We start from the raw sequence: 20,466 nt of genomic DNA, 5'->3' as shown, positions 1-20,466 counted from the left end.
AGGGCGGAGAAGCGGCTGGGGAGGTCGTGCGATGCGTCGAGCGTAAGGCGCGTCAGGGCTCGTCGCTCCTCCGCGGCGTCCCGTTGTGGGCGAACTCACGGGCTCTGTCACCGGTTCGGATGGACCTGGGGCGGGAGAGCGCGGGGTACGGGTCGCCGGTAACGTCTTGGGGTATGGACACGTCCTGGTGGCCGGCGCTCGTCGCGGTCGTGGTGATCGCGCTGGTCGTGGCGGTGGCGGACGGCCTGAAGCGCTCGGGTCGGCGGCCCGGTGGGCGGACGCGGCCGCCCGCGCGCCCCCCGGCCCGGCCGCGCGCCCCGGGGAAGGCGCCCGCTCGGGTGCCGCGGGCGGGCGAGATCTGGCGGGCGGACGTGCCGTACGAGGACGGGCCGAAATCGGAAGGTGCCGCGCGAAGCGCGTCGGGCAGGGCGGTGGCGGGAGACGGGCGGGCGAAGGACCGTCCGTGCCTGGTGCTGGCGCTGCGGGGGGACTCCGCGCTGGTCGCCAAGATCACCAGCAAGTACCACGACGAGCGGCCGGGGGTGATCGCGCTGCCGCCGGGGTCGGTGGGTGACGCGCGGGGGCGGCCCAGCTTCCTGGAGACGGACGAGCTGCGGGAGATCCCGGTGTGGGAGTTCCGTCGCAGAGTGGGAACGGCGGACCCGGTCGTCTGGGACCAGGTCCGCCATTTGGCCTCGTGAGCGCGGAGCGCCGTGAGGGCTACGCCCAGAGCTGGCCCTGGACCGTTTCGATCGCCTCTTCCGTGGTCGCCGCCGTGTAGAGGCCGGTCGACAGGTACTTCCAGCCGCCGTCCGCGACGACGAAGACGATGTCCGCGCTCTCGCCCGCCTTCACGGCCTTGTTGCCGACGCCGATCGCCGCGTGCAGCGCCGCGCCCGTCGAGACACCGGCGAAGATGCCCTCCTGCTGGAGGAGTTCCCGGGTACGGGTGACGGCGTCGGCCGAGCCCACCGAGAAGCGGGTGGTGAGGACGGAGGCGTCGTACAGCTCGGGCACGAAGCCCTCGTCCAGGTTCCGCAGGCCGTAGACGAGGTCGTCGTAGCGCGGTTCGGCGGCGACGATCTTGACGTCCGGCTTGTGCTCGCGCAGGTAGCGGCCGACGCCCATGAGGGTGCCGGTGGTGCCCAGGCCCGCCACGAAGTGGGTGACGGAGGGCAGGTCGGCGAGGATCTCGGGGCCGGTCGTGGCGTAGTGAGCGCCCGCGTTGTCCGGGTTGCCGTACTGGTAGAGCATCACCCACGTGGGGTTCTCGGCCGCGATCTCCTTGGCGACGCGTACCGCGGTGTTCGACCCGCCCGCCGCGGGGGACGAGATGATCTCGGCGCCCCACATGGCGAGCAGCTGTCGGCGCTCCTCGCTGGTGTTCTCCGGCATGACGCAGACGATGCGGTAGCCCTTGAGCTTGGCCGCCATCGCGAGCGAGATGCCGGTGTTGCCGCTGGTCGGTTCCAGGATGGTGCAGCCGGGGGTGAGCCGGCCGTCCTTCTCGGCCTGCTCGATCATGTGGAGCGCGGGGCGGTCCTTGACCGAACCGGTGGGGTTGCGGTCCTCCAGCTTGGCCCAGATGCGGACGTCGTCCGAGGGCGAGAGCCGGGGCAGCCGGACCAGGGGCGTGTTGCCGACCGCCGCCAGCGGGGAGTCGTAACGCATGTGGATCAGACCATGCCGCCGGCGACGGCCGGCAGGATCGTGACGTTGTCGCCGTCGGTCAGCTTGGTGTTGATGCCGTCCAGGAAGCGGACGTCCTCGTCGTTCAGGTAGACGTTGACGAAGCGGCGCAGCTCGCCGCCCTTGGCCTCGTCGACGATCCGGGCCTGGATGCCCGCGTGACGGGTCTCGAGGTCGGTGAAGAGCTCGGCGAGCGTCGCACCGCTGCCCTCGACGGCCTTGGCGCCGTCGGTGTAGGTGCGGAGGATGGTCGGGATGCGGACCTCGATGGCCATGGCGTGGGCTCCTGTCGGAAGTGGCGTGAAAGGCGCGCGGCTCTGAATGCCCCCGCGCGGGGGGTCGTGCTCCTGGGTGCGCTGGTGTGCGCCCCCGCTCACATCGCGCTGGCGAGGCGGCACAGGTCGACGTGCAACCGCGCCACGAGCAGCACGCTGCCCGGCGTCACTTCGCTCACGTCGTGGGAAACCATGCGGTCATCGTATCGATTCCCGGTCCGGGTTCCGGAATGTGATCTCACATGACGGACAGATCGCGCTCGACAGGCGGACCGGGGAGATAGAGGACGGTCGGGGTGCCGGTCCTGGGATGCGGGACGACCTCGGCTTCCACCCCGTACACGGTCGACAGCAGCTCCGGGGTGAGGACCTCGGCGGGCGTGCCCTGGGCGACGATCCGGCCTCCGGCGAGGACGTAGAGCCGGTCGCAGTAGAGGGCGGCGAGGTTGAGGTCGTGGAGGGCGAGGAGGTTGGTGGTGCCCAGGTCGCGGACGAGGCGCAGGACCTCCAACTGGTAGCGGATGTCGAGGTGGTTGGTGGGCTCGTCCAGGACCAGGAGGGCCGGTTCCTGGACGAGGGCGCGGGCCACGAGGGCGCGCCGGCGTTCGCCGCCGGAGAGGGTGGGGTACGGGCGGTCGGCGAGCTCCGCGATGCCGACGCGGGCGAGGGCTGCCTCGGTCCGTGCGAGGTCGTCGCCGGTGTCGCCCTCCCAGAAGCGCTTGTGCGGGGAGCGGCCGAGGACGACCAGTTCGCGGACGGTCAGCTCCCACTCGGCGTCGCCGTCCTGCGGGACGGTGGCGATGCGGCGCGCCCGCGCCTTGGCGCCGAGGCCGTGCACGTCGACGCCGTCGAGGAGCGCGCGGCCGGATGTGGGGGTGAGGGTGCCGTAGACGCAGCGCAGGAGGGTGGTCTTGCCGCTGCCGTTGGGGCCGACGAGTCCGACGGTCTCGCCGGGGCGGGCGGTGATGTCGACGCCGTGCAGACGTGTCCCGTACGAGAGTTCCCGCGTACGCAGCTCGGTCATACCGGGCTCCCTTCGGCGCGGCGGCGCATGAGCCAGAGGAAGAACGGGCCGCCGGTCAGTGCGGTGAGGACGCCGACGGGGATGTCCTGGGGCGCGGCGACGGTACGGGCGGCGAGGTCGGCCAGGATCAGGGCGGTCGCCCCGCCGAGCGCGGCGACCGGCAGCAGGCGGCGGTGCGAGGCGCCGACGGCCATGCGGGCGGCATGCGGGACCATCAGGCCGACGAAGCCGACGGCTCCGCTGACGGAGACCATGACGGCGGTGACGAGGGAGGCCAGGACGAAGACGGCGGCGCGGAAGCGGGCCGTGTCCAGGCCGAGGACGGTCGCGCCCTCCTCGCCGACGAGGAGCAGGTCGAGCGGGCGGGCGAGGGTGAGCAGGGTGGCGATGCCGACGGCGAGGACGGCGGCCGGCAGGGCGAGGGTCTCCCAGCGGGCGCTGCCGAGCCCGCCGAGGGACCAGAACATCGCCTCCTGGAAGTGCTCGGGGCGGCCCGCGAGGACCAGGATCAGGGTGGTCAGCGCGGAGAGGATGTACGAGACGGCGACGCCGGCGAGGACGAGCCGGGCGCCGGTCATCGTGGAGCCGCGGCGGGCCAGGCCGTAGACGAGGACGAGGGCGAGCAGGGCGCCGGCGAAGGCCCCGGCGGGCATGGCGACGGTGGTGGTCACCCCGCCGCCGATGCCGAGGACGAGCACGAGGACGGCGCCGGTGGAGGCGCCGGAGGAGATCCCGAGCAGGAAGGGGTCGGCGAGGCGGTTGCGGACGAGGGCCTGCAGGACGGTGCCGACGACGGCGAGCCCGGCGCCGACGATCGCGCCGAGCAGGACGCGGGGCAGCCGGACGTCGAGGACGATCGTGCGGTACGGGGAGGGAGCGGCGCGGCCGGTGAGGATCTCGGCGACGTCGCCCACGGATATCCGTACCGACCCGAGGGCGACGCCGGCGACGACGGAGACCACGAGAGCGGCGACGAGCCCGGCGACGACGAGGAGATACCGACCGGGCCCGGTCGCCCCGGACGGGCGACCGCGAGCGTCCCGTCCGGACGGACCGCCGGCCGCCGATCCATGCAGCACCGGCCCGGACGAGCCGGGACCGGACAGACCCGAAGCGTCCGCGTCCGGGGTGGCCGTCATCGTGTCGGGTGGAGCTGGGTCGCGAGCTTCTCGATCGCCGCCGGGACGCGGACGCCGAGGACCGCGTCCGAGAGGGGCATGACGGCGAAGCGCTTGTTCTTGATCGCCGGGACGTCCTTGAGGGCCGGGTCCTCCAGGAGCCGCTTCTTCTTCTGTTCGACGGTCGTGGAGCCGTAGTCGTAGATGACGATCACGTCCGGCTTGCGGGCGACGACCTGCTCCCAGGTCGCGTCGCCGAAGGTCTTGTCGAGGTCGGCGAAGACGTTGCGGCCGCCGGCGCGGGTGATCAGCTCGTTGCCGATGCCCTTGCCTCCGGCGGTGAACGCCGCCTTGTCGCCGCTGTCGTAGACGAAGACCGACACCGGGGCGAGCCCCTTCAGCTTCCGCTCGGTCGCCGCGACGGTCTTCTTCGCCTCGGCCGTCCATCGCGCGCCCCGGTCCGGGACGCCGAAGGTCCGGCCCACCTCGTCGACCTCCCGGTAGAGGTCGGCGAGGGAGGAGGCGCCCGAGGGGCAGTACTCCGTGTTCAGGCGGGTGTTGACGCCCGCGGCCTTCAGGTCGTCCCGGCTGCGCCCGGCCTTGGCGTCGAAGGCGCTGGCGTAGCCGCCGTAGACGAAGTCGGGGTTCGCGGCGAGCAGCGCCTCCTTGGCGGGGTACTCCTTCGCGAGCACCGGCACCGAGTCGTACGCCTTCTTGTACGCGGGCAGGATCCGGTCGTCGAGGTAGGCGGTGCCGACGAGGGACTTCTCCAGGCCGAGGGCGAGCATGACCTCGGTGACGTGCTGGTTCATGGTGACGGCCCGCCGCGGCGGGGCCTGGTACGTCGTCTTCACACCGCAGTTGGAGACGGTGTACGGGAATCCCGGTGCGGCTTTCGCGGCGGGTGCCTGCTCCGAGGGGGCCGCGCAGCCGGCCAGCAGGGAGACGAGGGCGGCGGGCAGCAGGGTACGGCGGCGCCAGGTCATGACGGAGTGCCTCCTCCGGGGATTTCCACGTCCCCAGTCGGTGGTGAGAGGCGGCAGGTCAGTTCCTGGCTCCCGGCGCCCGGAGGCGCTGGTCACAGTGGCGGGACCGTGCCGGATTCACACCGGCTTCCTGGGTCCTGCCGCCCTGGTGTCGGGTCAGTCTCTCAGGCGTCGTACGCCTCGACGACCTTGACGTCCTCCTCGGTCACGACGCCTTCGACGATGGTGAAGGAGCGGAACTGGAAGGGGCCGGAGCCGTCGCTGTCGGCGGTGGAGACCAGGACGTAGTGGGCGCCGGGCTCGTTCGCGTACGAGATGTCGGTGCGCGACGGGTACGCCTCGGTGGCCGTGTGCGAGTGGTAGATGATCACGGGCTCCTCGTCCCGGTCGTCCATCTCGCGGTACAGCTTCAGCAGGTCGGCGGAGTCGAACTCGTAGAACGTGGGCGAGCGCGCGGCGTTCAGCATCGGGATGAACCGCTCGGGGCGGCCAGCGCCGACCGGGCCCGCGACCACGCCGCAGGCCTCGTCGGGGTGGTCCGCGCGGGAGTGTTCCACGATCTGGTCGTACAGGGCCCGGGTGATGGTCAGCATGTCGGACAGGATAAGCAAAGGAGCCGCCCCGTACCGAGGAGTGGTACGGGACGGCTCGAATGCTGGACGGAGCTGCGTTACGAGCGCTTGGCGAAGGCCGCGCCCTCGGGGTTGCGGCTCTTCAGGATGAGGTAGGCGACGCCGAGGATCAGGGCCCACAGCGGCGCGCAGTACAGCGAGATCCGCGCGTCCTTGTCGATGCCCATCATCACGATGACCATGCCGATGAAGGCGAGGGCGAAGAGGCTGGCCCAGATGCCGCCCGGCGCCTTGAAGGACGACTGGGGCAGCTCGCCGCGGTCGGCCTTGAGGCGGAAGCGGACCTGGCAGATCAGGATCATGATCCAGGCCCACATGCCGGAGATGGTGGCGAAGGAGACGACGTAGTTGAAGGCGTCGCCGGGCCACTGGTAGTTGATCCAGACGCCGACCATCATCAGCCCGGCGGAGAAGGACGTGCCGACCAGCGGCAGGCCGTTCTTGGTGAGCTTGGTGAAGAACTTCGGGCCCTGGCCGTTGAGCGCGAGGTCGCGCAGCATCCGGCCGGTGGAGTACATGCCCGAGTTGCAGGAGGAGAGCGCGGCGGTCAGGACGACGAAGTTCACGATCGCGGCGCCGACGCCGAGGCCCATCTTCTCGAAGGCCGCGACGAACGGGGAGACGCCCGGCTGGAAGTGGGTCCACGGGACGACCGACAGGATCATGATCAGCGCGCCGACGTAGAAGACGGCGATGCGCCACGGCACGGTGTTGATGGCCTTGGGCAGGACGGTCTTCGGGTCCTTGGACTCGCCCGCCGTCACACCGACCAGCTCGACCGCGAGGAAGGCGAACATGACCATCTGCAGGGTCATCAGGGTGGAGCCGATGCCCTTGGGGAAGAAGCCGCCCTCGGACCACAGCAGGGTCATCGAGGCCGTGTCACCGGCGTCGGAGAAGCCGATGGTGAGAATGCCGGCGCAGATCAGGATCATGCCGACGATCGCGGTGACCTTGACCATCGAGAACCAGAACTCGAGCTCGCCGAAGAGCTTGACGGAGATCAGGTTCGCGAGGAACAGGACGACCGTGAAGATCAGGGCGAAGACCCATTGCGGCTGATCGAGGATCCCATCCGCGTTCTTGGTCCAGTACTGCATGTACTCGGAGGCCGCGGTCACCTCGGTGATGCCGGTGACGACCCAGAAGAGCCAGTACGTCCAACCGGTCACGAAGCCCGCGAAGGGGCCGATGAACTCGCGTGCGTACTCCGAGAAGGAGCCGGACACGGGGCGGTACATGAGGAGCTCGCCGAGCGCCCGCATGATGAAGAAGATGACGAGGCCCGCGATGGCGTACGCGAGGATCAGGCTGGGGCCCGCCTTGGAGATGCCCTTGCCCGCGCCCAGGAAGAGGCCGGTGCCGATGGCGCCGCCGATCGCGATCATCTGGATCTGGCGGGCGCCGAGTGCCCGGTGATAACCCTCGCCGTCGGCGGAGTCCGCGGCCTCACTGCCGTCGTGCTGCTTGTCGACCTGCACTGAGGTCATGGTGGTGCGCCTTTCTCCATGCCGATCCGCGCCGACTGCGTCTGGCTGCGGATCAGGTCCTGATCCCCCCGGATATGGATGGAGTGCTACCGGCGGTCAGCCGGTCCAAGCGCCCCCGGGAACAGGGGTGGCGTCCCCGGGCGGTCGTGAAGATTTATCACGGGGGAAACAGTGATCGGCGCGCGTCGAAGTGACGCACGCCACAGGGAGAACCGGACAAAAGTCACTCAAGAGGGCCAACGAGAAGACTTTGGTGACGTATTCGTTATCCGGATTTGAGCGTCCGCTGAGCGAACACCGCCCGAACGCCGGGCATCAGGCTCCGGACATCAGCGTCTCGACGAGCGACTCCTGGAGCGCGCCGAGCCAGAGGTACGCCATCACCATCGGCTTGCGCGGATCGGCGTCCGGCAGCCGGTAGAGCTCGCCGCCCTCGTCCTCGTCGGTGACCTCCAGACGGGTCCCGATGGTCAGCCGGAGGTCGTTGAGAGCGCCGAGCCAGGACCGGGACTCGTCGGCGGTGAGCTTGAGGATCGCCCCGCCCTCGCCGCCCGAGGAGAGCGCGTCCAGGCTGCGGATGACCGCGAGGGCGTCCTCGCGCTTGCGCGCGCGCAGGTCGTTCTCGGTGTAGCGCCGGAAGTCGGCCGCCGCGGCCCGCAGCTCCTCGTCCTCGTCGCCGTACGCGTCGGGGAAGAGCCGCTTGAGCGCGGGGTCGGACGGGGGCTCGCTCGGGCCCTCGGCGAAGAGCGCGGCCAGCGGGTCCTCGCCCTCCACCGGCTCGTCGCCCGGCCCGATCAGCTCCAGGAGCTGGACGGCGAGGGAGCGCAGGATGGAGATCTCGACCTCGTCGAGCGCGACGGCCGCGCCGCCGCCGGGCAGCGCCTCGAAATGGCCCGCCATCAGCCGCGGTCCTGGGTGAGGGTCGCCCACAGCCCGTAACCGTGCATCGCCTGCACGTCCCGTTCCATCTCCTCGCGGGTGCCACTGGAGACCACCGCGCGGCCCTTGTGGTGCACGTCGAGCATCAGCTTGTGCGCCTTGTCCTTGGAGTAACCGAAGTACGCCTGGAAGACGTAGGTCACATAGCTCATCAGGTTGACCGGATCGTTGTGGACGAGGGTCACCCAGGGCACGTCCGGCTCGACGACCGCGTGGGTCTCCTCGGCCGACTCCGTACGTTCGATCTCAATAGGCGCGACGCTCACTTACCCCATGCTGCCACCTCGGAAGGGGGGTCGCACAAACGGGTCACCTCCCGGCCCGAGAAATCGTCACTCTGACGATTTCTCGTGTAGCATCGCTGACATGAACGCTGCGGACCTTGGGCTCCCGGTGGACGTGCCGTCGACCGCGCTCTTCACCGACCAGTACGAGCTGACCATGCTGCAGGCCGCCCTCCGGGGCGGCACCGCCGACCGGCGATCCGTCTTCGAGGTCTTCACCCGGCGCCTGCCCGAGGGGCGGCGCTACGGAGTGGTGGCCGGAATCGGACGCGTCCTGGACGCCGTCGAGAACTTCCGCTTCGACCCGGGCGTCCTCGGCTTCCTGCGCGACCAGGGCATCGTCGACGAGCCGACGCTGAGGTGGCTGGCGGGCTACCGCTTCTCCGGCGACATCTGGGGCTACCCCGAGGGCGAGGTGTACTTCCCCGGCTCCCCGATCCTGCGGGTCGAGGGCTCCTTCGCCGAGTGCGTGCTCCTGGAGACCGTGATCCTCTCGATCCTCAACCACGACTCGGCGATCGCGGCGGCGGCCTCCCGGATGTCGGCCGCGGCCGGCGGCCGGCGGCTGATCGAGATGGGCGCCCGGCGCACCCACGAGCTGGCCGCCGTCGCCTCCGCGCGCGCCGCGTACGTCGGCGGCTTCGACTCCACCTCGGACCTGGCGGCAGGCTTCCGCTACGGCATCCCGACCGTCGGCACCTCCGCGCATGCCTTCACTCTGCTGCACGACAGCGAGCGGGACGCCTTCCAGGCCCAGGTGGAGACGCTCGGCCGCGGTACGACGCTGCTGGTCGACACCTACGACGTGGCCGAGGCCGTGCGCACCGCCGTCGAGGTCGCGGGCAAGGAGCTCGGGGCCGTCCGGATCGACTCCGGGGACCTGCTGCTCGTCGCGCACCGGGTGCGGGCGCAGCTGGACGAGCTGGGCGCGAAGAACACCAAGATCGTGGTCACCTCGGACCTCGACGAGTACGCCATCGCCTCGCTGGCGGCGGCGCCGGTCGACGCGTACGGCGTGGGAACGCAGCTGGTGACCGGCAGCGGCCACCCGACCTGCTCGATGGTCTACAAGCTGGTCGCCCGGGCCACGTCGGCCGACCCGAAGGCGCCGCTGACCCCGGTCGCCAAGAAGTCGGTCGGCGGCAAGGCCTCGGTCGGCGGCCGCAAGTGGGCGGCGCGCCGGACGGACGCGGAGGGCGTCGCGGAGGCCGAGGTCATCGGCACGGGTCCCGTCCCGCCGGAGCTCGCCGACCGCCACCTGCTCGTCGAGCTGGTCAAGGGCGGCGACGTTGTGGCCCGCGAGCCGCTGGAGGCGGCGCGGACGCGGCACTTCGAGGCGCGGGCGGGGCTGCCGATGTCGGCGATCCAGCTGTCGCGGGGCGAGCCGGTGCTGCCGACGGAGTACGTGTAACACCCTGCGACGCCCCCTCCCGCGAGGAGGGGGAAGTCTCTAGGCTCGACGTCATTCCCCCTTCCGTGACCCTCCGTTCCCCCCACCGGCCCACCAAAGGACACCCGCCATGCACCGCGCATTGATCGTCGTGGACGTTCAGAACGACTTCTGCGAGGGCGGCAGCCTCGCGGTGGCGGGGGGTGCGGATGTCGCCGCCGCCATCACCGACCTGGTCGGGGAGACGGCGGGCGCCGCGTACCAGCACGTGGTGGCGACGCGTGACCACCATGTCGACCCGGGCGACCACTTCGCCCCGGCGGGCCGGGAGCCGGACTACGTCACCTCCTGGCCGGTGCACTGCGTCGCCGGTACGGAGGGCGTGGGCTTCCACCCGAACTTCGCGCCGGCGGTCGCCAGCGGGGCGATCGAGGCGGTGTTCGACAAGGGGGCGTACGAGGCGGCGTACAGCGGCTTCGAGGGGCGCGACGAGAACGGCCGCACGCTCGCGGAGTGGCTGCGGGAGCGGGACGTGCGCGAGGTCGACGTGGTGGGGATCGCGACGGACCACTGCGTGCGGGCGACGGCGTTGGACGCCGCGCGGGAGGGGTTCGAGGTCCAGGTCCTCCTCGACCTCACGGCGGGCGTGGCCAAGGAGACGACGGAGCGGGCGCTGGAGGAGCTTCGGGGCGCCGGGGTTCAGCTGACGGGGAAGCCCGTCGTCTGAGGGCTGCCGAGGCGGACGGCCAGGTCGGCGGGGTGCGGGTACAGGTCCGCCGGCTGTGCGCCCCGGTCGACAGGGTGCGGGTCGGCGGATATGTCCATGCGTTCCGGCCCTGCGGCGGTATGTGTACTCACCACGGGTTCGCGGGGCAGCAGACGGGCCGAGTGCCAGAGCTCTCTGGCCGTCGATCTCCACAGGAGGCCGTCCGGGTGGTGGAGGACCGCGGTGATCTCGTCCGGGGTCGGGGGCTCCGCGTTGCCGCGGAGGTAGACCGCTCGCAGGCCCAGGTTCCGCAGCCGGGTCAGGGCGCGGGCGCGGTTCGCGGCATGGACCAGGAAGCGGACCGTGACCCCGTCGCCGGCCGGGCTCGGCAGCCCGATCGCGACGACCACGCTGCCGCCTGGCAACTTGCAGAACCCTCCACCGGGCATCCCGAAACCACTCCCCCTGTGAGCTTGCTGTCAATAAGAACTCGGTCAGAGGCACCTAAACACGATCGGCCGCCGCCCGCTAGAGGGCGACGGCCGATCATGGTTTGACCTGCAGCGATGCAGATTACTTCTGAGACGGACCCACCTGGACGGTGATCGTCTGGCCGTCCTTCGGCTCCTTGACGACCGCGATCTTGGTGTTGGTGTCAGTTACCTGGACACCGGCCCGCTCGGTCTGGGTGTACCAGTACGTGCCCCGCCGGTCGTCGAAGACCGGGACGCCGGGCTGCGACTTCACCCACGCCGGCTGGTCCGCCTTGTGCAGCCGGATCGCGTCGGTGCGGTAGGTGCCGAACGTCGAGTCGTACGCCTGGACGCGGTTGCGCATCAGGGTGCCGTCGGCGTTCTTCAGCGGCGTCGGGTGGGCGTCGATCGGAAGGATCAGACCCTGGCCGGGGTGGACGGCCGTGTTGTTGTCCTTCTGCGAGGTGTCCCACTGCCAGATCAGCAGACCGTTCTGGTACGGGTAGTGCTCGACCCAGCTGGCCTTGTCACCCGTGAACCCGAAGTTGTACGGGCCGACCTTGAGGGTCGCGTCGTACGAGACGTACTGGCGGTTCTCCGCGATGTAGTACTGCTCGTACTCCTTCGTGAAGCCCTTGGCGATCCGCGAGAAGCCCTTGGCCGTCCAGCCGTTGTCACCGTTCTCGGCGTTGTCCGAGAAGACGGTGGCACCGTCGGCGGTCAGCGTGATGGCGTCGGCCGCGAAGCCCTTGCCGCCCGCGCCGCCGTCCGTCTGGTAGCGGAAGCGGAGGTCGAACTTCTTGCCCGCGTAGGCGTCCAGCGGGAAGACGAGCGGCTTGTACGCGCCGGAGACGTCGGTCAGCGCCGGGGCGCCGCTCGCGTCGCGGGGCAGCGGCTTGCCGTCCACCGTGCCGTCCAGGGCGGTCCAGTTGGCGCCGCCGTCCGTCGACACCTCGGTGTAGAGGTAGTCGTAGTCCAGCTCGATGTCGTACCAGCCCTTGAGCTCCAGGGTGGCCTTCGACTTGCCCGTGAGGTCGACGGAGCGGGTCAGGGTGTTCTTGAGGTCGTCACCCATGTCGCTCCACCACTGCGTGGCACCCTCGGCGGGCGCGACGACATCGGTGGTGACCTTCTTCTTCGGCAGCTCGACGACGAGCGCCTGCGGGTTCTTGGTGTTGTACTCGGCCACGCCCAGCTTGTGGGTGGACTTCGTACCGCGCTGCTCGTTGCTCACCTTGGTGTAGTTGAGCCAGCCGAGCTGCAGCTTGTCCCAGGAGTTCATGTCGCCGGGCAGGTCGCCGATGGAGTCCTTGCCCCGGCCGAGCCAGGAACCGGAGGACATCAGGGACCAGAAGCCGGTCGAGTTCTCGGCGCCCGGCTTGCCCGAGGTGTCGTACAGGTCGGGCAGACCCAGGTCGTGGCCGTACTCGTGGGCGAAGACGCCGAGGCCGCCGTTCTCGGGCTGCATCGTGTAGTCGCCGACCCAGATGCCGGTGTTGCCGACCTGCGTGCCGCCGGACTTGTTGTGCGACGGGCCGGTCTTGCCCGCGTCCGTGCCGTACGCGTACCAGCGGTGGGCCCACAGGGCGTCGGAGCCCTGGGCGCCGCCGCCCGCGGACTCGTCCTCACCGGCGTGGACGATCTGGAAGTGGTCGATGTAGCCGTCGGCCTCGTTGAAGTTGCCGTCGGCGTCGAAGTCGTACCGGTCCCACTGGTCGTACTGCGCGATGTCGGCCTTGATCTGGGCGTCGGTACGGCCCTTGGCCTTCTGGTCGGCGGTCCACGCGGTGACACCGTCGCGGACGGCGTCCCAGACGTTGGCGCAGTTGCTGTTGCCGCAGTAGTTCGAGCCGTAACGGGCCTCGTTGTACTCGACCTTGACCCAGTCCGAGACGCCGCCCTCGACCGAGTACCGGCCCGAGGAGGTCTTCTCGTAGTAGGTCTTCAGGGACTGCTTCGGCTGGCCCTTCTTGTCCTTGCCGGTGCCGAAGTACAGGTCCTGGAAGTGCTGCTGGTTGTAGTCCTTCTGCCAGGCCGTGGAGTTGTCCTTCGCACGGTCCGGCTCGGCTATCTGGTTGTGCAGCGGGCCGGGCGTGCCGCCGAACTTCGGCTTCGGCTCGGTCGTGTCGTCGTCGGCGCGGTCGACCAGGGTGGTGTTGTCCACCTTGTCGCCGAACTCGACGAGGATCGTGAAGATCTTGTCGGTCTTCTCACGGCCCAGCTCGACGTACTTCTTGCTGTCGAGCTTCACGACCTGGGAACCACCGCGGCGCTCGACCTTGGTCTCGCCGCTCAGCACCTGCTCCAGGGCAGCCTTGCGCTGCTGCTCCTGCTGCTTGCTGTAGGGGCCCTCGAGGTCGTGGTCGACCGCCGTCTTGTCGACGCCGGCACCCGGAGCCGGGTCCTGACGCTCGATGCCGGCCGGTGCCCCCGGGCCCCTGTCGTCGGCCCATGCGGTGGCGAAAGCCGAGGCGCTGGCGGCGGTGGCCGCGAGCGCCACGACGACTGCGGACGCTCTGATCGCCCGTCGTCTGTTGGTCACTTGATGATTCCTCCCCGGCGCCCACGACCGCACGGACCGAGGGTGGGGTGTCCGCGGGCGGGGTCGCGCGTCACAAGTGACGACATTCGACCGGAGTTACGCGAGAAAAGACAGACCTTGACTTGAGCAGGCCAACTGCACTATGCAGGAGTCGATTTCCGTTATCCGGACGTCCACCAGGCGCACCCTGCGGGGTGGTTGGCGGCACCGATGACTCCATGCGCCCCCCGTGCATCCGTACCGTGGGTTAGGTCACGCTTACTACCCGTTTCGCTCGGGCATCCACCGTCGTAGAGTCGCTCGCGAGTGCGACCCGCCGATGCTTCGAGGGACGGTACCCGTCATGCCGCGTCCGAACGCCGCACAGCTCGCCTATGGTTCGGCCACCGTCGTCTTCTCGACCGTCGCCCTGCTGCTGCTGTCCCGCACCACGACCGCGCTGGGGATCGTCGTCATCAGCGCCGCGGGACTGCTTCTCGGGCTGCTGGTCACGGTGACGATGCCCGTGCACCGCAAGGCGACCGTCGCACCCGTACCGCCCCTCCCCCGGAACGACGAGATCCGGGTACCGGCCGCGCCGGTGGGCGCGGGGGTCGATACCCGGATCGGTTCGTGAGGCTGTTCCGTCGCTACTGCGGCACGGACACCACCACGGTCTTGGCGGCCTTGTCGTGCAGGCCCTGCTTGTAGGGCTTGTCGACCAGGATCAGGATCAGCAGGAGCAGCGGCCACAGGCAGGCGCAGCAGATCAGCGCCGGCAGCCACAGCACGACGGCGCGGATCAGCGAGGCGTTCATCGGCGGTGTGGAGCCGTCGTTGAGCATCGCGACCCGCAGCTTCAACCACTTCTTGCCGAGGGTCTGGCCGTCCTTCGCCACCATCACGGTGTCGTACGCGACGAACGCCACGATGGTGATGAGCTGGAAGACGAGGCCGGTGCCGGTGCTGGTCGCGGTGATGGTGTCACCGAAGTCGTCGCCGTCGGTCGCCCGGTCGTACACGTTGAACGGAATGCCGATGATCGCGAGCGGAATGGCGACGATCAGCCAGTCGATGATCCTCGCGAGGATGCGCTTGCCGGAGTCGGCGAGCGGCGGCATCCCTGCGAGCGGGTCCGCGCCGCCGTAGGCACCCCCGCCGCTGTAGGGCTGGGAGCCGTACGGCGGGGGCGGCGGCGGCGCGTTGTCGTACGGGGAGCCGCCCGGAGGCCCCCCGGGCGGCGGTCCTCCGGGCGGCGGCCCCTCGGGCGGGGGACCTCCCGGCGGCGGTCCTTCGGGGGGCGGCTGGCCGCCGCCCCCTGGCGGAGAGCCCGCCGACGGCGGCGTGGGCTCCTGCGGCTTCTTGAGGAACGGGTCGTCCTCGGGCGGCTGGCCGGGCGTCGGCTGGTCGTTGCTCATGGGGGCAGTGCATCCCGCGAGCCACGGCCCCGCAAGGAATCGCCGCCCGTTCGAGCGACCGCCGTACGGGCCCCTCGGCCTAGCGCGCCACGAACGTGTGAGCCGCCTTGTCGTGCCAGCACTGACGCCAGGGCCGGTCGAAGAGGCACCAGAGGACGTTGAGGACGCCGAGGACCAGAAGCCCGAGGACGCTGTAGACGAGCCAGCGCCGCAGGGCCGCGCCGAACGTCGGCGGCTCGTGCGCCTCGATGTCCCGCACCTGGAGACCGCAGAGCTTCTTGCCGAGCGTGCGACCCCACTTGGCGGTGGGCAGCGCCTCGTACAGCACACCGATGACGAGCAGGGCGGCGAGCGCGATCCCGAAGTTGAGCGAGGTCGTGCCGTCCAGGAGCCAGACCTGGACCGTGGTCCCGGTCTGCTTGGCCGCCTCGATCTTGGCGTCGATGTGGTCGAGCGCCTGGGTCACGAAGGGGAACGACGCCCCTCCGACGAGCGCGCCGAGGACGAGGGTGTCGACGAGCCGGGCGACGAGGCGCTTTCCGAGTCCGGCGGGGCGGGCGGCGGCCTGCGCCCGGGCGGCCTGCAGGAACGGGTCCTCGACGGGCGGCTTCCAGGGGAGGACGGGCTGCTCGGCCTCGGCCCGGGGGCTCGCCGCGCCGGGCGCGGACTGCGCGAGCTGCTGCACCTGCTGCGGCCAGGAGGGGGCGCCGCCGCCGGGGCCGGTGGTGACCGGCGCCGGAGCGGCGGGAGTGGGGGCCGGCGCGGCCTGGGGCTGGGGCTGGGGCTGGCCGGGAACGTGCGGGAGCGGGGCCTGCGGGCCCTGCGGGGACCTGAGGGCCTGCGGACCTTGCGGGCTCTGTGCGCCGGAGGCGTCCTGGGTGCCGTGCGGGGCCTGCAGCGCCTGGGCGCCCTGGGGCGCACGGGCCGACGGGGCCGCCTGCCCGCCCTGCGGCGCGAGGGAACGGATCGTCATGGTCCCCTCCGCCTGCGGCTGCCGTACGCCGGGCAGCGCGCCGCCCGTCGGATCGGCGGCCGGAGCCGGCGTGACGGGCATGCCGCCGAGTCGCGCCGGCGACGTGGTCGCGGGGCGCGCGGCGGGCGTGGGGGCGGGCTCGGGGTCAGACGTCCGGGAGGCGGCCACGCGAGGGTCCTGCGCGGCCGGCGTCGCGGCTGCGGGCTCCGCCTCCGGGGCGCCCCACGAGACCCGCTGGTCCCGGTCGCCGCCGAAGCCGGTCTGCCGTGAGACGTCCGCCTGCCAGGCCGAGGCCGGCTCGGGCCGCGTCTCGGCGACCGGCTCCTCGTCCAGGAAGACGGGTCCCGTCTCCTCCACGGCGGGCACCGGGGTGGACGGAACCACGGGCGCGGGCGAGGGGTTCGGGGCCAGCGCCGGCCCCGCGGGCATCACCCCGGCCGGGGCGGCCGGCGGCGCCTCGCCCTCCTTGGGCGCGGGACGGCTCGTCCCGGGCACCCAGGCGCCCCCGTTCCAGTACCGGATGTATCCGGGAATGGACGGGTCCGGGTAGTACCCGGCCTGAGGTACCTCCCCGCCGGCTCCAGGAGGAGTAGCCACTGCCCCGACTCCGTTCCGTGACAACGCTTCTACGACATCGGGCCTGCCGGCCCAAGGAGGACAGTAACGAAGAACGGTGCCGCGGGAAGAACGTGGCCGTGAGAAACCCGCCTTCGAGCGACATACCCACGGATCCCGCCACTCACCGTCACGCTCGGGCCGACGATCCTGCCGGATCCTCGCGAAAATCTCCTCGAAAAACTTCTCCGAAGTCGCGTAATGGGCGGCCACGACCGCGCTCTCTTCGGGTGCGGGCCCACCCGGGGCCCCGGACCGGAGAGGACGTCACGCCATGCAGAACACCGAGAACACCGTGGTCGAGCGGGAGCTGGAGCTGAAGCTGGTGCTCTCCCCCGAGCGCTCCATCCCCGTGCCCGCCCGGCTCGCGTACCGCACCGACGACCCGTACGCCGTGCACATCACCTTCCACATCGGCTCGGACCACCCGGTCAACTGGACGTTCGCCCGCGAGCTGCTCGTCGAGGGCGTCTTCCGGCCGTGCGGCCACGGGGACGTCCGTATCTGGCCCACCAAGGTCGACGGGCGCAACGTCGTCCTGATCGCGCTCTCCTCCCCCGACGGCGACGCGCTGCTCGAAGCGCCGTCCGCGCAGGTGTCCGCGTGGCTGGAGCGGACCCTGCGCGCCGTTCCGCCGGGCACCGAGTCCGAGCAGCTCGGGATCGACGACGGCCTGGCCGAACTGCTCGCCACCACCTCGGTCGCCGACGACCTGTGGCTGCGCGACCCGTGGCCGTCGGACGAGTCCCAGGACGGTGAGGTGTGAGGGGGTGTCGACACCCGGGAGGGTGCCGGCGTCAGAACAGCTTTCCGGGGTTGAGGATCCCCAGCGGGTCGAAGGTCCGCTTGATGGCCCGCTGCATCTCCACGCCCACCGGCCCCAACTCCCGCGCCAGCCACTCCTTCTTCAGCACACCCACACCGTGCTCACCGGTGATCGTGCCGCCCAGCTCCAGACCGAGGGCCATGATCTCGTCGAAGGACTCCCGCGCCCGGCGCGACTCGTCCTCGTCCGCCTGGTCGAAGCAGACGACGGGGTGGGTGTTGCCGTCACCCGCGTGCGCGCAGACGCCGATGGTCAGGTCGTACTTCTCCGCGATGGCGGAGGTGCCGTCGAGCATCGCGGCCAGCTTGGTGCGCGGCACGCACACGTCGTCGATCATCGTCGCGGACTTGATCGTCTCCAGGGCGGTCAGCGACAGCCGGCGCGCCTGGAGGAGGAGTTCGGACTCGGCGGCGTCCTCGGCGGGGACGACCTCGGTGGCCCCCGCCGCCGCGCACAGCTCCCCGACGGCGGCCAGGTCGGCGGCCGGGTCCGGGGTGTCGAAGGCGCACAGCAACAGGGCCTCGGTGGTGTCGGGGAGCCCCATGTTCGCCATCCTGTTGACGGCGCGGATGGTGGTGCCGTCCATGAGTTCGAGCAGCGAGGGCGTGTGGCCGCGCTCCATGATCGCGCAGACGGCGTCGCAGGCGGCTGCCGCGGAGGGGAACTCGGCGGCGAGCGCGAGCTGTACGGGAGGCCGCGGCCGGAGCGCGAGGGTCGCACCGACAACGATGCCGAGACTGCCTTCCGAGCCGACGAAGAGCCGGGTCAGGTCGTATCCGGCGACGCCCTTGGCGGTACGCCGGCCGGTCGACATCAGCCGCCCGTCGGCGAGGACGACGTCCAGACCGAGGACGTACTCCGCCGTCACCCCGTACTTCACACAGCACAGACCGCCGGACGCGGTGCCGATGTTCCCGCCGATCGTGCACATCTCCCAGCTGGACGGGTCCGGCGGGTAGTACAGACCGTGCTCGTTCACGGCGCGGGACAGGACGGCGTTCACGACGCCCGGCTCGACGACGGCGATCCGGTCGACCGGGCTGATCTCCAGGATCCGGTCCATCTTGACGAGCGACAGCACGATGCAGCCCTCGGAGGCGTTCGCGGCGCCGGACAGACCGGTGCGCGCGCCCTGGGGGACGACCGGGACGCGCAGCGCGGTCGCGGTCCGCATGATGTGCTGGACCTGCTCGACGGTGCGCGGGAGCACGACGGCCGCGGGGGTACCGGCCGTACAGAAGCTCGCCATGTCGTGGGAGTAGGAAGCGGTGACGTCCGGGTCGGTGATCAGCGCCTCGGCGGGCAGGCCCGCGCGCAGTTCCGCGTGGAGCCGCGTCAGAAGATCGTCCATGCGTCCAGCGTGGCAGCCGGGGCCATCGGTGTGAACCCGCCGGAGTGGGCGCTTCGTGTGCTCTTCGTACAGGCGCACAGTGAGCGGCATGAAGACGGAGAACGTGTCGAGGTCGGTCCTGGCCGCCGGGGTGGGCGCGGTGCTCGCGGCGACGGCACTGCTGTACGCCCCCGATCTCGCTCCCGGTCTGTTCGGCGACGGGAAGCCGCCCGCCCCCGGTCCCGCTGAGCGTGCGGTGCTCGCGGCGAACGCGGGCGCGCCGGCCTCGCTGCCCGACCTGGGCGCGCTGATCGCCGACCGCGAGAAGTGGCTGAAGAAGCATCCGAAGGACGAGGCGTCCTGGGCCGTGCTGGGGGCGGCGTACACGGAACGGGGTACGCGGCTCGGCGACACGACGTACTACCCGCGGGCGGAGCGTGCGCTGAAGCGCTCGCTGGAGGTGCGGCCGGCCGCGCGCGGGAACCTCGACGCGCAGCTGGGGCTCGGCGCCCTGGCCAACGCGCGGGGCGACTGGCGGACGGCGCGGACCTGGGGCGAGGCGGTCCGCAAGGAGGAGCCGAAGCGCTGGTCGGCGTACCCGCTGCTGATCGACGCGTACAACGGGCTCGGGGAGTACGAGTCCGCCCGGAAGGCGCTCTCCACGCTGGAGGAGCTGCGCACGGGCGGGGCGGTCAGCGCGCGGACGGCGCAGATGTACCGCGACCGGGGCTGGCGGGAGGACGCGGCGGCGGCCGCGCTCGACGCGGTGGGACAGGCGGAGTCGGGCGCGGAGAAGGCGGCGGCGCTGTCCCGGCTCGGCGATCTGGCCTGGGAGCGGGGGGAGCCGGAGGAGGCGCTCACGGAGTACGGGAAGGCCCTGGCGCTCGTAGGGGACCACGGCCCTTCGCTGGCCGGCCGGGCCCGGGCGCTCGCGGCGCTCGGCCGCACGGACGAGGCGGTCCTCGGCTACCGGGCGGCGCTGGCGCGGCTGCCGCTGCCGGAGTACGTCCTGGAGGCGGGCGAGCTCTACCAGTCGCTGGGCCTGGACGGGGACGCGCGGAGCCAGTACGACCTGCTGCGGACGCGGACGTGGGTCAACGCGGAGGCGGTCCTGGGCCTGTTCGAGGCGGACCACGGCGACCCGGGCGCGGCGGTACGGCGGCTGAGGGCGGAGTGGGCGCGGGGGCACCGGTCGGTGCAGGTGGCGGACGCGCTGGGGTGGGCGCTGTACCGCTCGGGGGAGCCGAAGGAGGCGCTGGAGTACGCGAAGCGGGCGACGGACGAGGGGCTGCGGAGCGCGCTGTTCGCGTACCACCGGGGCGAGATCGAGCGGGCGGTGGAGGAGTACGGCCCGGCCCGCCGCCACCTGGCGGAGGCGCTGCGGATCAACCCGGACTTCTCGCCCCTGCTGGCCCCGAAGGCCCGCAAGGCGGCGGCGACGCTCGGCGACCCACCGGACGAACTGCCGGAAGAACTCCGCGGGGAGCGCCCGGAGCCACCGAAGACGGACGAGCCGTCGCCGGAGGAGACCCCGACATCCCGAGAATCGCCGAAGGCGAGCTAGAACCGCGGCCCGCGGACGGGCGTGAGCCGGCGGCGCTGCGGCGCCAACCCCGCGGGCGCCGCAGCGTGCCGACGCCCAGGCGGACCCGGGTGCTCATGGTGACGGGGGCCGGGGGGGGGGGGCCCGCCCCCCCGGGCCGCGGGGAGAGAGATGTTGTGGGCGGGTCACAGGGCCCCGGCTAGCCCCCCCACAACGCGGGGAGATTGTGACGTG

General features: G+C 71.4%; 20 protein-coding genes, 1 pseudogene and 1 riboswitch. Of the genes and pseudogenes, 6 read left to right on the top strand and 15 right to left on the bottom strand.

Translation table 11 applies throughout. The features are described from left to right. Nucleotides 1–173 precede the first annotated feature (173 nt). Entirely contained in the window at nt 174–701 is a 528-nt protein-coding gene (locus tag ACFVZW_RS10700; protein ID WP_384519493.1) for a type II toxin-antitoxin system PemK/MazF family toxin, read from the top strand. 19 nt (nt 702–720) lie between these two features. On the opposite strand, the gene ACFVZW_RS10695 is transcribed toward ACFVZW_RS10700, so the two are convergent. From ACFVZW_RS10695 to clpS, 10 genes are all read right to left on the bottom strand, one after another. Continuing rightward, nucleotides 721–1,671 carry a PLP-dependent cysteine synthase family protein gene (locus ACFVZW_RS10695; protein WP_383550282.1) on the bottom strand — a complete coding sequence of 317 codons (951 nt, stop codon included), beginning with the start codon at nt 1,669–1,671 and terminating at the stop codon, nt 721–723. 5 nt (nt 1,672–1,676) lie between these two features. Next, nucleotides 1,677–1,964, bottom strand: a complete 288-nt coding sequence (locus tag ACFVZW_RS10690; protein ID WP_329120102.1) for a MoaD/ThiS family protein — start codon at nt 1,962–1,964, stop codon at nt 1,677–1,679. A 98-nt stretch (nt 1,965–2,062) separates the two neighbouring features. Beyond that, nucleotides 2,063–2,158 (bottom strand): putative leader peptide, encoded by a 96-nt coding sequence (locus ACFVZW_RS10685; protein WP_329120100.1) that lies wholly within the window; start codon nt 2,156–2,158, stop codon nt 2,063–2,065. Between the two features lie 44 nt (nt 2,159–2,202). Continuing rightward, nucleotides 2,203–2,988: an ABC transporter ATP-binding protein gene (locus ACFVZW_RS10680; RefSeq protein ID WP_384519491.1), complete on the bottom strand. Its 786-nt coding sequence runs from the start codon at nt 2,986–2,988 to the stop codon at nt 2,203–2,205. Next, entirely contained in the window at nt 2,985–4,127 is a 1,143-nt protein-coding gene (locus tag ACFVZW_RS10675) for a FecCD family ABC transporter permease (RefSeq protein WP_384519489.1), read from the bottom strand. The genes ACFVZW_RS10680 and ACFVZW_RS10675 overlap by 4 nt, the downstream gene beginning before the upstream one ends. Continuing rightward, the gene (locus tag ACFVZW_RS10670) at nt 4,124–5,092 is read right to left on the bottom strand and encodes an ABC transporter substrate-binding protein (RefSeq protein WP_384519487.1); all 969 of its coding nucleotides are present in this window, start codon (nt 5,090–5,092) and stop codon (nt 4,124–4,126) included. Before ACFVZW_RS10670 ends, ACFVZW_RS10675 begins: the two co-directional genes overlap by 4 nt. A gap of 59 nt (nt 5,093–5,151) precedes the next feature. Beyond that, nucleotides 5,152–5,225: riboswitch (cobalamin riboswitch) on the bottom strand. A gap of 31 nt (nt 5,226–5,256) precedes the next feature. Next, nucleotides 5,257–5,685: a M67 family metallopeptidase gene (locus ACFVZW_RS10665; RefSeq protein WP_329120093.1), complete on the bottom strand. Its 429-nt coding sequence runs from the start codon at nt 5,683–5,685 to the stop codon at nt 5,257–5,259. Nucleotides 5,686–5,762: 77 nt separating this feature from the next. After that, a complete protein-coding gene (locus ACFVZW_RS10660) occupies nt 5,763–7,214 on the bottom strand; it encodes an amino acid permease (protein WP_384519485.1) in 1,452 nt (483 codons plus the stop codon). A gap of 315 nt (nt 7,215–7,529) precedes the next feature. Continuing rightward, nucleotides 7,530–8,114 carry a DUF2017 domain-containing protein gene (locus tag ACFVZW_RS10655; protein ID WP_384519483.1) on the bottom strand — a complete coding sequence of 195 codons (585 nt, stop codon included), beginning with the start codon at nt 8,112–8,114 and terminating at the stop codon, nt 7,530–7,532. Beyond that, complete coding sequence (clpS, locus tag ACFVZW_RS10650) at nt 8,114–8,419, bottom strand: ATP-dependent Clp protease adapter ClpS (RefSeq protein WP_329120087.1); 306 nt, start codon at nt 8,417–8,419, stop codon at nt 8,114–8,116. The genes ACFVZW_RS10655 and clpS overlap by 1 nt, the downstream gene beginning before the upstream one ends. Nucleotides 8,420–8,519: 100 nt before the next feature. On the opposite strand from clpS, the gene ACFVZW_RS10645 reads away from it, so the two are divergent. Together ACFVZW_RS10645 and ACFVZW_RS10640 are read left to right on the top strand one after the other, a co-directional pair. Next, the gene (locus tag ACFVZW_RS10645) at nt 8,520–9,848 is read left to right on the top strand and encodes a nicotinate phosphoribosyltransferase (protein ID WP_384519482.1); all 1,329 of its coding nucleotides are present in this window, start codon (nt 8,520–8,522) and stop codon (nt 9,846–9,848) included. A gap of 109 nt (nt 9,849–9,957) precedes the next feature. After that, the gene (locus ACFVZW_RS10640; protein ID WP_384519480.1) at nt 9,958–10,554 is read left to right on the top strand and encodes an isochorismatase family protein; all 597 of its coding nucleotides are present in this window, start codon (nt 9,958–9,960) and stop codon (nt 10,552–10,554) included. A gap of 134 nt (nt 10,555–10,688) precedes the next feature. Here ACFVZW_RS10640 and ACFVZW_RS10635 read toward each other — a convergent pair. After that, nucleotides 10,689–10,982, bottom strand: a pseudogene (locus tag ACFVZW_RS10635) (hypothetical protein); the annotation flags it as partial. A gap of 124 nt (nt 10,983–11,106) precedes the next feature. Further along, complete coding sequence (locus ACFVZW_RS10630) at nt 11,107–13,548, bottom strand: immune inhibitor A domain-containing protein (RefSeq protein WP_384519478.1); 2,442 nt, start codon at nt 13,546–13,548, stop codon at nt 11,107–11,109. 343 nt (nt 13,549–13,891) lie between these two features. On the opposite strand from ACFVZW_RS10630, the gene ACFVZW_RS10625 reads away from it, so the two are divergent. Continuing rightward, nucleotides 13,892–14,164 (top strand): hypothetical protein, encoded by a 273-nt coding sequence (locus ACFVZW_RS10625; protein WP_384519476.1) that lies wholly within the window; start codon nt 13,892–13,894, stop codon nt 14,162–14,164. A gap of 13 nt (nt 14,165–14,177) precedes the next feature. Here the strand turns inward: ACFVZW_RS10625 and ACFVZW_RS10620 are convergent, their stop codons facing one another. After that, a complete protein-coding gene (locus ACFVZW_RS10620; RefSeq protein WP_384519474.1) occupies nt 14,178–14,945 on the bottom strand; it encodes an RDD family protein in 768 nt (255 codons plus the stop codon). Nucleotides 14,946–15,024: 79 nt separating this feature from the next. After that, a complete protein-coding gene (locus tag ACFVZW_RS10615) occupies nt 15,025–16,515 on the bottom strand; it encodes an RDD family protein (protein WP_384519473.1) in 1,491 nt (496 codons plus the stop codon). Nucleotides 16,516–16,807: 292 nt separating this feature from the next. Here ACFVZW_RS10615 and ACFVZW_RS10610 point away from each other — a divergent pair, with 292 nt between their 5' ends. Further along, nucleotides 16,808–17,299 carry an SsgA family sporulation/cell division regulator gene (locus ACFVZW_RS10610; protein ID WP_384519472.1) on the top strand — a complete coding sequence of 164 codons (492 nt, stop codon included), beginning with the start codon at nt 16,808–16,810 and terminating at the stop codon, nt 17,297–17,299. Between the two features lie 31 nt (nt 17,300–17,330). On the opposite strand, the gene ACFVZW_RS10605 is transcribed toward ACFVZW_RS10610, so the two are convergent. Beyond that, nucleotides 17,331–18,710: an FAD-binding oxidoreductase gene (locus ACFVZW_RS10605; RefSeq protein ID WP_384519471.1), complete on the bottom strand. Its 1,380-nt coding sequence runs from the start codon at nt 18,708–18,710 to the stop codon at nt 17,331–17,333. An 88-nt stretch (nt 18,711–18,798) separates the two neighbouring features. Between ACFVZW_RS10605 and ACFVZW_RS10600 the strand changes: the two genes are divergently transcribed. Then, entirely contained in the window at nt 18,799–20,253 is a 1,455-nt protein-coding gene (locus ACFVZW_RS10600) for a tetratricopeptide repeat protein (RefSeq protein ID WP_384519469.1), read from the top strand. Nucleotides 20,254–20,466: the final 213 nt, after the last annotated feature.

Origin of the sequence: Streptomyces sp. NPDC059567, assembly GCF_042735655.1 — a bacterium.
GTDB lineage: Bacteria > Actinomycetota > Actinomycetes > Streptomycetales > Streptomycetaceae > Streptomyces.
This window is presented reverse-complemented; position numbering and strand designations above follow the sequence as displayed.